General features: G+C 36.1%; 9 protein-coding genes and 1 pseudogene. 3 read left to right on the forward strand and 7 right to left on the reverse strand.

The genetic code is table 11. From position 1 onward, the window contains the following. The first annotated feature begins 276 nt into the window (after positions 1-276). Positions 277-1,116 (forward strand): hypothetical protein, encoded by an 840-nt coding sequence (locus M997_RS11610; protein WP_064720288.1) that lies wholly within the window; start codon positions 277-279, stop codon positions 1,114-1,116. Positions 1,117-1,317: 201 nt separating this feature from the next. Here M997_RS11610 and putP read toward each other — a convergent pair whose 3' ends face one another. Continuing rightward, positions 1,318-2,802, reverse strand: a complete 1,485-nt coding sequence (gene putP / locus M997_RS11615; protein ID WP_064720289.1) for a sodium/proline symporter PutP — start codon at positions 2,800-2,802, stop codon at positions 1,318-1,320. A gap of 486 nt (positions 2,803-3,288) precedes the next feature. On the opposite strand from putP, the gene putA reads away from it, so the two are divergent. Beyond that, positions 3,289-7,242, forward strand: a complete 3,954-nt coding sequence (gene putA / locus M997_RS11620; protein ID WP_428838607.1) for a trifunctional transcriptional regulator/proline dehydrogenase/L-glutamate gamma-semialdehyde dehydrogenase — start codon at positions 3,289-3,291, stop codon at positions 7,240-7,242. A 418-nt stretch (positions 7,243-7,660) separates the two neighbouring features. Here the strand turns inward: putA and fliZ are convergent, their stop codons facing one another. The 4 genes and pseudogenes from fliZ to M997_RS17865 all read right to left on the reverse strand — a co-directional run. Beyond that, a complete protein-coding gene (gene fliZ / locus M997_RS11625) occupies positions 7,661-8,188 on the reverse strand; it encodes a flagella biosynthesis regulatory protein FliZ (RefSeq protein ID WP_064720291.1) in 528 nt (175 codons plus the stop codon). A gap of 58 nt (positions 8,189-8,246) precedes the next feature. Continuing rightward, a complete protein-coding gene (locus M997_RS11630) occupies positions 8,247-8,969 on the reverse strand; it encodes an RNA polymerase sigma factor FliA (protein WP_036912728.1) in 723 nt (240 codons plus the stop codon). Positions 8,970-9,419: 450 nt separating this feature from the next. Continuing rightward, positions 9,420-10,538: a flagellin FliC gene (locus tag M997_RS11635; RefSeq protein WP_064720292.1), complete on the reverse strand. Its 1,119-nt coding sequence runs from the start codon at positions 10,536-10,538 to the stop codon at positions 9,420-9,422. Positions 10,539-10,851: 313 nt separating this feature from the next. Next, positions 10,852-11,703 (reverse strand): annotated as a pseudogene (locus M997_RS17865) (flagellin); the annotation flags it as partial. Between the two features lie 369 nt (positions 11,704-12,072). On the opposite strand from M997_RS17865, the gene M997_RS17940 reads away from it, so the two are divergent. Continuing rightward, on the forward strand, positions 12,073-12,234 hold the full coding sequence (locus M997_RS17940; RefSeq protein ID WP_215534280.1) for a YnfU family zinc-binding protein: 162 nt from the start codon (positions 12,073-12,075) through the stop codon (positions 12,232-12,234). Between the two features lie 1,181 nt (positions 12,235-13,415). Here the strand turns inward: M997_RS17940 and M997_RS11645 are convergent. Together M997_RS11645 and M997_RS17580 are read right to left on the reverse strand one after the other, a co-directional pair. Beyond that, positions 13,416-13,634: a hypothetical protein gene (locus tag M997_RS11645; protein WP_064720294.1), complete on the reverse strand. Its 219-nt coding sequence runs from the start codon at positions 13,632-13,634 to the stop codon at positions 13,416-13,418. Between the two features lie 269 nt (positions 13,635-13,903). After that, the coding region (locus M997_RS17580) for a hypothetical protein (protein WP_211267749.1) at positions 13,904-14,773 on the reverse strand (870 nt) is incomplete at its 5' end.

The following is a 14,773-nucleotide window of genomic DNA, read 5'->3' on the forward strand; positions in this document are numbered from 1 at the left end:
TTTTCTTTTCTTTTCTTTTTCTTTTTCTTTTTCTTTTTCTTTTTCTTTTTCTTTTTCTTTAATAGAATTTAATCTAGAAAATAGATAAAAATATTAATTTACCACTGTATATATTCACAAAAAATTTGCTGATAAGTGAATTTACCTATTAAAGTAATACCAATCGCTCACATTGTTACTAAAATAATCTATTTCATTTATACTATTTGATAATGCAATGGGAGCAACTCAACTGATTTGCATTCCTAATCTGATCATTACAACATGGATAGCTTTATGAAATCACGATTACTACTCACCTTCTCATTTTTTGCATTTTCTTCTTTTCCTTTATTAGCGAATGCATCTGCCGAATGCAATGAAGTAGACAAAGATATAAACTTTGCCAATAACACAATTGTTGCCTTAGAAGCATTTACAGGTCCGATAAAATCTATCGTTACGACAAGTACGCTTCCTCCTGATGGTAGATTTAAAGCGATCAAAAGCGAAATAAAATTTGATGAATGCGGTAGCCTCACTAAATACCACGCTTCATTGCAAGAATATACATTTGGTAATATCGAAAGCAATATTATTAGAATGTCTGAAAACACACCTTACGATTTTAAATATAAGTATCAGTTAAAAAATCGTGATTATACCCATACCTTCTATATACATGAGATATTCAGTAAAAATAGCCAAAATTTACTCGACAAAAAAGTATCCACCTTTTACAACGCTGCCGGTGAAACTATTGGTAAAGACATATCTCAATTTACGACAAAAGATAATAGAATTACTTTAGAAACAGTCGAGATAAAAGACCCGCTTGATACAGAGAAAAAAACGATTAGTTACGAATATAATGACCAAAAAAGACTATTGAAATCGGAAGAAGATAATATCGTTACATTAAATTTTAAATATGATGAAAATGGCAAAATATTACGCCAAACACAATCAGTTAAAGGTTTTTCTGATGAATTAAAAACCTATGATTTTACTTGTCTCGAATGGGATAAATATAATAACTGTTTAACTTGGGACTTAGAAAGTACCATTAAATTCGATGATAACGTGGTTAATTACAGTAAAGCCGTCATACACAATCGGTTTGAATACTACGAATAATTTTTATTATTAATTTATTTACAATAAGTTATAAAAATATTTAGAATAAAACCAGCCTAATAAAAATTAATAGGCTGGTTTATACTTTACCAATTATCTTAATTCTCCCCCACAAATATCTCTTCTAACACTTCCATAAAAAATACCGCCGATTAAACTAATGGGCGGTATTCTATATAAGCTATAAGCTCAAATTAATAATTAAGTATTTTGATATTCTGTTTCTGCTTCATTAAAACGTTGCTGATTTTCAGCACTTGGCGCTTTCCCCATCAAACTCACCGCAATAATAGCGATAGAGGCAAAAAGAAAACCAGGAATAATTTCATATAGACCAAACCATTTAAACTGCATCCACACTAATACTGTTAATGCGCCAATTACCATACCAGCAAATGCACCATTGCGAGTCATTCGTTTCCATGTTACTGAAATCAAAATAACCGGACCAAATGCAGCACCAAAGCCAGCCCACGCATTACTTACTAAATCGAGCACTTTATTTTCAGGGTCTCGTGCTAGAAATATTGCGATAATAGCCACTAATAACACCATTCCACGGCCAACCCAAACCAGTTCTTTTTGACTCGCATTTTTACGAATAAAGGGTTTATACAAATCTTCTGTTAATGCGCTTGCACACACCAAAAGTTGACAACTCAGAGTGCTCATTACTGCAGCTAATATTGCCGAAAGTAAGACACCTGCCACCCACGGATTAAATAGCAATGAAGCTAATTCCATAAAGATACGTTCATTTTTAGCCATCACAGGGCCAGCTTGTGCTGAATTTAGCTCAAAATAAGCAATACCAAAAAATCCTACTGCAACAGTACCTCCTAAACAGAGGATCATCCATGTCATACCAATACGACGCGCTTTACGGATCGTTTGATTTGAATCAGCAGCCATAAAACGAGCTAAAATATGTGGTTGGCCAAAATAACCTAATCCCCAAGCTAATAAAGAAATAATGGCGATAAAATCAAGACCTTTAAACATATCAAGATAAGAAGGATCTTTAGCTTTAATGATTTCAATAGAAGTATCTATTCCACCGATGGAGAAAATAACAATAATAGGCGTAAGAATAAGCGCAAAAATCATTAAAGTTGCCTGAACAGTATCAGTCCAACTCACTGCAAGAAAACCACCAAGGAAGGTATAAGCAATGGTCGCTAATGCGCCATAAATCATGGCTTCATGATAGGGAATATGGAAAGTTGACTCAAATAACATACCACCAGCAACAACACCAGAAGCACAATAAATAGTGAAGAAAACCAAAATGACTAATGCTGAAATAATACGTAACATTTTACTTTTATCGTCAAAACGTGAAGTAAGATAATCAGGTAACGTTAAAGCATTATTATTTTTTTCTGTTTGCAAACGTAATCGACCAGCAACCAAACGCCAATTTAACCATGCACCAAGGCATAATCCTATCGCAATCCAGCTTTCTGAGATCCCAGCAAAAAAGACAACACCGGGCAATCCCATTAACAGCCAGCCACTCATATCCGAAGCCCCGGCAGAAAGAGCCGTTACCACACTCCCTAAACGGCGACCTCCAAGAATATAGTCATCAAAGTTTTTTGTTGATCGATATGCAAGATAGCCGATAAAAAGCATACCTAAGATATAGATCGTAAATGTAATTAGCATTGGCGAATTTAAAGCCATAATTGCAGTTCTCCATCAATCTGTTTACGATCAATTGATATGCTTTCACTGGGTACAGGAACGTTGCACTTAGTTGCACACAAATGACCTTATCAGTTTTTAATTAAAATAATTTCTTACAGAAACAAATAAACCATTCACACCAATCCTAGAATAAACCTGATGGTTTTAACAAGATGTTAACCTTTAAATGTTTAATTTTTGTATGTAACTTCACACTATTCGTCTGAATTAGAACAAATGAAGAAACTCTCCTCTAAAACCACTAGAATATAATCAATTGAAATATAAATATTATTTATTTTTTTGTTATTATTATATTTTCTATCTAAAATAAAACCTGACTATTTTCACATTATTTATAAAAATATTGTTAACAATGTTGCACAAAGTTGCAACATGAATGATATTAATAAAAATAACTGTTAACTGTGCCATGTTGGATAAGATGTACGATATGAGGAGCACTGCATGAGTAGCACAACAATGGGTGTCAGGCTTGATGAAGAAACCCGTAATCGATTAAAAAATGCGGCACAAAAATTAGATAGAACATCGCATTGGTTAATTAAACAGGCAATTTTTAATTATCTTGAACAAATTGATAATAATCAGCTGGTATTAACAGATACAGTGCTCGCAACACAAGATATTGATGAAAACACTGATATTCCAGCAATGCATTATCAACCATTCTTAGAGTTTGCTGAACATATTCATCCTCAATCAGTTTTACGCTCAGCAATTACTTCTGCTTATCGCACACCAGAAACACAAGCAGTTCCTATGCTATTACAACAAGCAACTCTGCCTGAGCATCAAGCACAAGCAACCCATAAACTGGCTTATTCCATTGCCGAAAAACTACGAAAACAAAAAAATGGTATTGGTCGTTCGGGACTAGTTCAAGGATTGCTACAGGAGTTTTCGCTCTCTTCTCAAGAAGGGGTGGCTTTAATGTGTCTGGCTGAAGCTTTATTGCGCATTCCAGATAAAGCAACTCGAGATGCGCTTATTCGTGACAAAATTAGCCACGGAAATTGGCGTTCACACGTAGGCCAAAGCCAATCTATGTTTGTTAATGCCGCAACTTGGGGATTACTTTTTACTGGAAAATTAGTTTCAACACATAACGAGGAAAAGCTATCTAATTCACTCAATCGTATTTTAACTAAAAGTGGTGAGCCGCTTGTCCGCAAAGGCGTTGATATGGCAATGCGCTTGATGGGTGAGCAATTTGTTACCGGAGAAACAATTTCTCAGGCTCTTGCTAATGCGCGTAAATTAGAAGAAAAAGGATTTAGCTATTCTTATGACATGTTAGGTGAAGCCGCTTTAACTGAAAAAGATGCCCAAGATTATTTAGTCTCTTACCAACAAGCAATTCATGCCATTGGTAAAGCCTCTAATGGTAGAGGTATTTATGAAGGCCCGGGAATTTCCATTAAACTATCAGCATTACATCCTCGTTATAGCCGTGCGCAATATGAACGTGTTATGTCTGAACTTTACCCTCGCCTGCTTTCTTTAACACTACAAGCTAAACAATATGATATCGGCATAAATATTGATGCCGAAGAAGCTGATAGATTAGAAATCTCTCTCGATTTATTAGAAAAGCTCTGTTTTGAGCCAGAATTAGCCGGTTGGAATGGTATTGGTTTTGTTATTCAGGCCTACCAAAAACGTTGTCCATTAGTCATTGATTATGTAATTGATTTAGCACAACGTAGCCGTCGTCGGTTAATGGTTCGCTTAGTTAAAGGCGCATATTGGGATAGTGAAATTAAACGTGCTCAAATTGATGGGCTTGAAGATTATCCTGTTTACACTCGCAAAGTGTATACCGACGTTTCTTATCTTGCTTGCGCGAAGAAATTACTGTCTTCACCTAATTTTATTTATCCACAGTTCGCAACTCATAATGCGCATACTCTTTCTGCGATCTACCATTTAGCTGGGCAAAACTATTATCCGGGTCAATATGAATTTCAATGTTTACATGGTATGGGCGAACCTCTCTATGCTCAGGTTGTAGGTAAAATAGCTGAAGGTAAATTAGGTCGCCCTTGCCGTATTTATGCCCCCGTTGGTACTCATGAAACGTTATTGGCTTATTTAGTGCGTCGTTTATTAGAAAATGGAGCTAATACTTCATTTGTTAACCGTATTGCTGATACCACAATTTCGTTAGATGAACTGGTCGCCGACCCTGTTAAAGAAGTCAATAAAATGGCTCAAACAGAAGGTCACGTTGGACTTTCTCACCCTCGAATTCCACTGCCTGATAAGCTTTATGGTGATGAGCGTAAAAACTCTCAAGGCATTGATATGTCGAATGAACACCGCTTGGCCTCTCTCTCTAGTGCCTTGTTAACCTCAGCATCAGAAAAAATGCACTGTGAGCCAATACTTGGTGGTGAATTTAGTCAACCAGAAACATCATTAATATCTCAATCAGTACTAAACCCAGCAAATCATGCCGATATTGTAGGAACTGTCCGCGAAGCAACGCAAGCTGAAGCTGATTTTGCCTTAACGATAGCTCAAGAAAATGGTGAGATTTGGTTTGCAACACCACCAGCAGAACGTGCTGCATTTTTAATTCGCGCGGCTCAGTTAATGGAACAGCAAATGGGCCCATTAATGGGGATCCTCGTTCGAGAAGCTGGCAAAACGTATAACAATGCGATAGCTGAAGTACGAGAAGCAATAGATTTTCTCTATTATTATTCAGCTCAGGTTGAAAAAGACTTTGATAACAATACCCATCGACCTCTAGGGCCAGTGGTTTGTATTAGCCCTTGGAATTTCCCATTAGCAATATTCAGTGGACAAATTGCTGCGGCATTAGCGGCAGGAAATACCGTATTAGCCAAACCTGCTGAGCAAACTCCGCTAATTGCTGCTAAAGCAATTGCATTATTTCATCAAGCAGGTATTCCTCGCGCTGCATTACAACTATTACCAGGGCAAGGCGAAACGATTGGCGCACATTTAGTTGCTGATGAACGTGTTCGTGGTGTGATGTTTACTGGCTCCACCGCTGTTGCTCATATTTTACAAAAAACACTAGCGGGTAGATTAGATAGTGAAGGTCGTCCAGTTCCTTTAATAGCCGAAACTGGCGGCTTAAATGCCATGATTGTTGATTCTTCGGCACTCACTGAGCAAGTGGTAACCGATGTAATGGCCTCCGCTTACGATAGTGCGGGTCAACGCTGCTCAGCATTGCGTATTTTATGTATTCAAGAAGAAGTTGCTGATCACACAATTGAAATGCTTAAAGGTGCGATGGCTCAAGCAAATATTGGCGACCCAAGTCTTTTATCAACCGACATTGGTCCAGTTATTGATAAAGAAGCAAAAATAGGTATTGACCGCCATATCCAAGCGATGCGTACTGAAGGGCGTTCTGTTTATCAAGCGACTCATAATAGTTTGTCGAAACACATCGAGTGCAATAGTACTTTTGTTCAACCGACTTTAATTGAGTTAGATAAGGTCAGTTCACTGAAAAAAGAGATCTTTGGTCCTGTTTTACATGTTGTTCGCTACGCAAGCCAAGATTTTCCTACTTTATTAAATGAGATTAATGCCACAGGTTATGGTTTAACTATGGGCGTTCATACTCGTATTGATGAAACTATTGCGTATATTGCTACTCATGCAAAAGTAGGGAACTTATATGTAAACCGAAATATGGTAGGTGCTGTGGTAGGTGTTCAGCCTTTTGGTGGTGAAGGATTATCAGGTACGGGGCCTAAAGCGGGCGGGCCTGCTTATTTATATCGCTTATTATCTAAACGCCCTGAAAATGCGACAACACAAACTTTATCGCGCCAAGATGCTTATCTCCCTCTTGATACTTCAATGCGTAATAGTTTGTTGCAAACCTATCATAACTTTATGGCATGGTTAGTGAACAAAGTTGAAAAAACGCATTATGCTGCATTAGAAGATTACGCTGCTGCCTCTCAGGCAGGTACATTGCGTGTATTACCAGGTCCGACTGGTGAACGTAATACTTATCAGTTAGTTCCTTGTGGCAATGTACTTTGCATTGCAGATAACGAAAAAGATGGCTTTAGCCAAATAGCAGGAGTATTAGCTTCAGGCTGTCATGCCATTGTGGTTAACAGTGCATTCTCGCAAAAAACATACCGTGAATTACCGGATGACGTTAGGAAATCTATCACTCTTACTGATAAATGGGATGATGATTCAGTTAAAATTAACGCCGTTATTTATCATGGTGATTGCGATCAACTTAAAGAAATTTGCCAAAAAATAGCGCAACGTAAAGGTGCTATCATTTCAGTACAAGGATTCGCTAGAGATGAGACAAATTTATTGTTAGAACGTTTATTACACGAGCGAGCCCTCAGCATTAATACGGCTGCAGCTGGCGGTAATGCGAGCTTAATGACAATTAGCTAGTTAACAAATTCTCTTTCTCTCCTTAAATTTGAGACCACCTTTAACGTTACTTTTTATTAAAGGTGGTTTTTTTATTATCTATTTCTGGTTCTATTAACAAAAAATACCGCGATTTAATGAAAGGTTGTGATAGTACTCACCTTTTAGCTATTTATGATTAGTGTCTCTTTATTCCGATAAATATACTTAATCAAATATCAACATCAAGATTGATATAAATACGTCATTATGAATACTTGTATTATTTGCGCTCCATCGGGGCGCATTTTTATTTATTAAATCAATAATAATAAAGATCTAGTAAAAAATTTAGAGTAAAAAGAAATAGATAGAACGGATAAAAAAGGAAAGTAGGAAAAATAAGTAATAAAAAAGGAGTAGGCAATGCTACTCCTTTTCAGGTCTCTCTTGATAGCGATTAGTGGCTACTTAGCGATGGGGGCTCTTGGCACCAATCGAGATATTGCTCATACTTGCGCAGTGCAATGTTGTAGTTACTAAATGCAGAGGGAGTGAGCTTTTTACTCAAGTCTGACTGAATTTTCTCTGTCGTAAACTCTTGACGAGGAAAATTAGTTGAAGTCAGTAATTCATCAAGGCGACGTAAACGCACCACATACTCACGAACAGTACTGTGGCTCATTTCCGTTTGCTCGAATAAATACTGTTTAAAAGCCATAATGTCAAAGTAATCAGTTTCACTATTACAGTAAATCTCACTACAAAAACGGCACAGCGCAGAAAATTTCTCTTGCAGAGAGTCCCACGTTTCATCATCAATTAAATCAGTCATTTCAGAAATGGCTTCTTTATTAATAACTTGGCGATTGAATACGAGCGAAATACGATCAAGCGCCTTATGGCAATGTAAACAATGGGTCTGGCTGTGTTTATAGTCTTTAATGTAACGGCTTAGAGGCCGTTTCTTTTGTGTTGAAACAGACATAAGAGATAAAGCCCTGTGTTGTAGTCTTAATAAACAAAAACAAAAATAAGCAAAACTTCTATTTCTCTGGGTTTAAGCGTGCTCGCAACCTTTTAATTGCTTGGCTGTGTAGCTGGCTTACGCGGGATTCCCCGACATTAAGCACTGCGCCTATTTCTTTCAAATTAAGTTCTTCCTGATAATACAGAGTAAGAACCATTTTTTCCCTTTCGGGAAGCAATTCTATCGCGTCTATGACTCTTTGGCGAATATCACTTTCCAATAACATCTGTAATGGATTGTCATCGTGATCTTCGTCTTGAGACGGTTCACAGCTTTCACCGTAAATTTCATGCCATTCGTCATAAGAGAACAATTGGCTGTTATTCGTGTCCAATAGGATCTGCCGGTATTCTGCTAACTCAATCTGCAAATGATCAGCAACTTCCTGTTCTAATGGTGGTCGTCCTAGATCCTGCTCGAGTTGATGAATTGAATGAGTTACTTCTCTGGCATTTCGGCGCACACTGCGTGGCGCCCAGTCACGGCTGCGTAGCTCATCTAACATTGAGCCACGAATACGTTGAACAGCGTAAGTGGTAAATGCAGCACCCTGCATTGAGTCATAACGCTCAACAGCGTTTAATAACCCTATTCCACCCGCTTGCAAGAGATCATCCAATTCCACACTCGCAGGTAACTTGACCTGTAATCGTAATGCTTCATGGCGAACCAAGGGGACATATCGCTCCCAGAGGCTATTTTTGTCCATCACGCCTTCGGCGGTATACAAATCACTCACAACAAAAGACACCTTTGGATAAAAGACCGGAAACCATTATCCGGCGAAATAGATTCAGCAATCGGTTGAACAGTGAAGCAAAAGCGCCTCTTTTTCACCTATGCCAAATTTTCAGAGAAAATCGGGTTTTCATTGATAAATTAATTTGTCATTGCATTACGAGAACTACTTTACCCTAAAACATTAGTGACTAATCCTTAGAAAAACCGTTAATTAAATTGATACTTTCTCTCATTAAAAGAAATCAGCTCATAGAAAGTGCATTCTGTTCATAAAAAAATAACATATAAATCATATAATTTTATTTTGTGAGATTTAACGTTCTTAATGTTGTTTTCAGTCACACCAAAATAATTGATTAAAAAGTCTATCGAATAGATGATAAAACACCCACTACATCTTCTGTAGTGGGTGTTTTAAAGATCAAATAAAGAAACAACTCATTTTTAATTAACGAAGGAGCGATAATACATTTTGAGACATTTGATTTGCTTGTGCTAATACCGCAGTACCCGCTTGTTGCAGGATTTGGCCTTTGCTCATATTAGACACTTCAGTTGCATAATCTGCATCTTGAATACGGCTATTTGCCGCTGTTAAGTTAGCCACGGTATTATTTAAGTTGTTAACAGTGGACTCTAAACGATTTTGTACCGCTCCCATTGAACTACGCAGACTATCAACTTGTGCTAGGGCATCATCTAACCTTTTTAATGGCTTTTCAGCTACTGGATCGACCTTTTTAGTAACGTTAGCAGAAGCATCTACTTTGGTTTTACCTTTTGCAGCACCTGCGGCAAGGGTTCCGTCCAAATAACCTTCAACGCCTTTACTATCGACAGTATGAACAATGATTTTTTCCTTATCATCAGTACCATCTGCTTTTTTATCATAATAAATATCATAGCTTTTTAATGTACCCTTAGACACTTTATCATCTAACGCTTGAGTATCTAAATCTTGCATCTCTTTAGGTCCTGACGGAGTACCTGATGGGGTAATTTCTACTTGAGTTGCTTTGGAGCCAAGTTGACTTGGTTTTGATAAATCCAATGTATCAATACCCAATGTTGTTGCATCCATTTTTTTCAAATTAACACTGATTTGTTCTTTATCAAGCGCACCCACTTGTAAGTTTAATTGGCTATCTTCACTTAATACTTTTACGCCATTAAATTGGGTTTGTTCTGATATACGATTAATTTCTGCGGTACGTTGGTTAATCTCTTCTTGAATAGATTTAATATCTGACTCAGAGTTAGAACCGTTTTTTGCTTGCACAGTTAATTCACGCACACGCAAAAGGTTATTATTAATTTCGTTTAATGCCCCTTCTGTGGTTTGTGAAATAGAAATACCGTCATTCGCATTACGTGCGGCTTGAGTTAAACCTTGAATATTTGCAGTAAAACGGTTTGATATTGCTTGGCCAGCGGCGTCATCTTTGGCGCTATTAATACGCAAGCCGGAAGATAAACGTTGAATTGCAGTTCCTAATTTGCTTTGTGAGCGATTTAAATTATTTTGAGTAACTAATGACAGAACATTAGTATTAATGACTTGTGCCATACGATATTCCTTCGACTTGATTTTAAAATATTTTTAATGAATAGGTTGGTTACTACGTCTCTGTAATAACCTTGCCTAAACACTATCGTCATCAATTCTGAAGGTTTTACGATTTTTGGCGTCACGAAAATAGCAAAAAAAGCCAGTCAGTTAATTTGCAAGGAATAATTGATTGCAGAAAAAAGAAAAATAGATCGGAAGAAAAAATAAAACTAAAAAAAGTAGAGTTAAATATAGAAATAAAAAATAAAAAAAGGCCCTCTTTCGAGGACCTTTTAAATATAGAAAGGTATCTTTTGTGTCAGGGTACGAATTAACGTAACAGAGACAGAACTGTTTGTGGTACTTGGTTTGCTTGAGCAAGTACTGAAGTACCCGCTTGTTGCAGAATTTGGCCACGGCTCATGTTAGAAACTTCTGTTGCATAGTCAGCATCTAAGATACGGCTACGTGCAGCAGATAAGTTGTTAACAGTGTTGTTCAGGTTGTTGATAGTTGATTCAAAACGGTTTTGAATCGCACCTAAAGAAGAACGCATACCGTCAACAGTGTTGATTGCTTCGTCTAAAGTTTTCAGTTGAGCTTCAGCTTTAGCTTCTGATTTAGTTACGTCATCAGCAGTTGCAACTTTAACTTCGCTACCAACAGTGAATTTGATTTCTTTAGCATCAGTATCTGTTGCTGGGTTAGTTACTTTCATATCTGCTTTAAAAGTAACAGTTTGTTCTACACCATCAGCATCTTCAAGTTTAGCAGTGATATAATGTTGACCATTTTTATCAACACTTGCGCTATCAACTGTTACAGTTTGTGATTTACCACCGTAATTAGTTGTAATTTCACCTAAGTCAGCAGCAACCGCACCAACACCAGCTTCAGCTGGAGCTAATTGTGCAGCAGTTTTAGCAGTTAAATCAGCAGCTTTAACACCACCAAATGCTTCTGCGCCAACTTCTAACTCGTCAACTTTCAGTGTTTTGCTGTCAACTTTTTTCAGGTCAAATTCAATTTTTTCTTTGTCGTTAGTACCAACGTGAACGGTCATTTTTTCTTTTTCGCCGCTCAGTACTTTAACGCCGTTGAATTGAGTTTGTTCAGAAATACGGTCGATTTCTTTTAAACGCTCACCAACTTCTTCTTGGATTGATTTGATATCTGATGATGTGTAATATTAATTAACGTTAATTAGCTTACAAACCCACAGCAAATAACAACAAACAAAAAATATTATTTGTATGCTTTTGCGGTGTTATGCTATTTCTCTACTTTCTTGTGTCACAATCTTGACACAGAAATTTCCCCCTATACCCATCAGCCAAATACATCATGAATCCCCCAAACCTAACCAAAGAAGAAAAATCATTATAGATTTATCAGCTCTAGATATCTCATACAAAAAACGTCTCAATATGCCAGATGTTGCTGTGGAAATTAGTCACTTAAATTGGTTACTACAAATAAAAGTATAAAAGATGAGCACTCAATCATAAAGTAACGTACACTGAATCACGATATCCCTTAATGGGTGAAAGATATGAAAGCTTTTAATGTGATAAGAATGTTTCAAGACGCACTAGTGGAAGTTACCTGCCCAAGTTGTTCTTACGTTGCTAAACAAAATAAACACAAACTTAAGAAAAACCTAATCTTATTATGCCCAAATTGTGGCTACATGTTTTATTTCAATAAAATATAAAAACAAACTCAATATGCCAGTTGTTGCATCCTAAGTTGAACGACAACAATCAACACATTTGAGAACGTATTTTATCTGGAGAGAAGCAAAAAATTGCTCGGTGCGGATTCAGTGCTGTATTTGAACATGGAATAATAATATTAATAACTTTCTCATAGAATATAATTAGATTTGAGCGAGGAACAGACGTTGGCAGTTCTTCTAACAACTGTAACTGCAAGGCTAACATTTAGAAATATGACTAATGAGTAGTAGGTTACAACGTACTTATCTTAATTAAATTTAGCCAAACCGATAAGACATCAAGAACTTATTTGGGGAAATCATCAAGGTTAGTGTTATTGATTTGTTGGGAGAGCTTACAATTAAGACGAGGGAGTAATCTTAAAAGCCCTAACCATTGAAGTCAGGGCTTTTAAGGTACTTCAGACTTCAGATTTAACATTAATGAACTTAATAAAATGATACTACGATTTATACTGCTTTCAAATGTACCCATTTACTACAGATAATATTGGGCATTAATACTAAAATCCTCCCTCTATTTATCTCGTCATACACATACCTGCACTTTCAAAACCCAAGTGTGGTAATTTAAACAAGCACATCCCCCTCGCGACATATACTCTTTGATGCGTTGCCCGTTGCTCATACGGTTACCATAAATAAAATAACCGTCAGTATCAACTAAAAAACAAGACTTTACATCGTCGCGCTAACACTACCATTTTGCGAACCAGCACAATAACTACAAGGCCTGAAAGCAACTATATCCCAAACAACAAACTTCATGGCCTATAAAGCAAAATGGCTATCCCAGAACTTCTTTCTATTCACGAAATTACTAACTACATTATCGTGCTGCTAATTACTAATTTACTCATTTGAGATTTAAGGTCAATACTGTTTTTTAAAACATGTTTTTATTTACAGTGATAGTAACTGTGATGTATCCCATTACTCATTGTATCGACCTACTAGCAAGGTCCGAGATTTATACTTCAATTGACTCAGATATGTCCAACTCATCATCAACTTCAATGTATTGAAGGTGAATGTGTCAAAGTTTATTAAATGGCTAATTTCTTCTATTCCGTCACTTTGAATAATAAAAAAACCTCAATTAAGAAGCGTGGTGAAATTTGGGCAATAAAAAACCCACCGAAGTGGATTTAAATCTATTAAATTCCGTATTTTTTTTGAGTAACAAATTTAGGCTCTTTCCAGTTAGGGCCTTTAATTGTTAGCCCCTTCTTATCTTTAGCTAATTTACCTTCCTGTAAAAGCTTACCCATTGTTTTTATAAGTATAGCTTTTTCAACAAATTCAAATTTATATCTCACATAACAACGATCAATGCTTAGGTACATCGTTTTTGGGCAAAAATAAGTTTGAGAAATTCACACCTAGAGATGGGAGTTAGTTCTGAGTTAAGAGATATGGTGCAAAATCACAAAAGGCTCGGAGTTTCCCAGAAGCATTATGATAGGTATGATTATTTAAGAGAAAAGTGGGAAACTCTTGATGCATGGAGCAAAAAACTCTCATTACTTAAAAGTAATAATTGATTTTATCCATATAAACCTAAGACTATTATTTTTTAAAAAGCCTCTGCTAAGAGGCTTTTGATAAATTAAAACTAACTAAATAATTATACATCACTCTAATATTAATTCTGTTTTTCTGCAGCTAATACAGCTATCCATGACTCTGTTTTTGTAGTTCCTAAAATATATTTATGATCATCTCTATTTTCTGCAGAATTAACAAATTGAATATCCATTACTGCTCTATCATTAGGAATAATACCATTTGATACATGCTGAGTAGGCGTTATTACTAAACTTTTAGTATCACCATCTATTTTAAATAATTCATTATTAGCTATACGTGAGTTATTTTCAGTAATAATACCTTTAACTATACCATTAGTATAATTCATTGTAATGTCTGCGGTACTAACTACTGTGTTTATTTGATCAGATCTATGATCTAAGGGTCCATATACAAAACCATCTTTTTTACTATACACAGCATTTAAATCATTAGGCACATTTTCAGCAATAAGATCTTTTTCAATAGAATAAATATAAGAAGCATAACTTGCTGTTCTATCCGCATCTAATTCAATTCGATATCCATAATATCCTACATCACCCAATAAACTAAATTGATGAAAATCGCCTTTATCTGTTACGAAAGTAATTATTTTTTCCTCACTAGATAAATAATTCTCATATGGATCTTTTGAACCTTCAATATTATAAACAGGAATATTTTCTTTCCCATACTCCCAGTTAGATTGGTATATCTTATCTATCTTACTACCTGTATATACTTTTTCTTTATCCTCTGATAATAACTTTTCACCCACGAATATTTCTTTATTTCCTGATATTTCCGTGATATCTTCTTTTCCAACTTTATTATTTACTCCATTTACTTCTTCATCTATTTCTTTATTTGATACTTCATTCACTTCTTTATTTTCTACTTCATTCACTGCTTTATTTTCTACTTCATTCACTGCTTTATTTAC

Origin of the sequence: Proteus hauseri ATCC 700826 (assembly GCF_001654965.1) — a bacterium.
GTDB lineage: Bacteria > Pseudomonadota > Gammaproteobacteria > Enterobacterales > Enterobacteriaceae > Proteus > Proteus hauseri.

Bases quoted from the DNA above. Each gene is read 5' to 3' on its own strand.
- M997_RS11610 (WP_064720288.1), top strand. From the start codon at position 277: ATGAAATCACGATTACTACTCACCTTCTCATTTTTTGCATTTTCTTCT.
- putP (WP_064720289.1), bottom strand. From the start codon at position 2,802: ATGGCTTTAAATTCGCCAATGCTAATTACATTTACGATCTATATCTTA.
- putA (WP_428838607.1), top strand. From the start codon at position 3,289: ATGGGTGTCAGGCTTGATGAAGAAACCCGTAATCGATTAAAAAATGCG.
- fliZ (WP_064720291.1), bottom strand. From the start codon at position 8,188: ATGTCTGTTTCAACACAAAAGAAACGGCCTCTAAGCCGTTACATTAAA.
- M997_RS11635 (WP_064720292.1), bottom strand. From the start codon at position 10,538: ATGGCACAAGTCATTAATACTAATGTTCTGTCATTAGTTACTCAAAAT.
- M997_RS17940 (WP_215534280.1), top strand. From the start codon at position 12,073: ATGAAAGCTTTTAATGTGATAAGAATGTTTCAAGACGCACTAGTGGAA.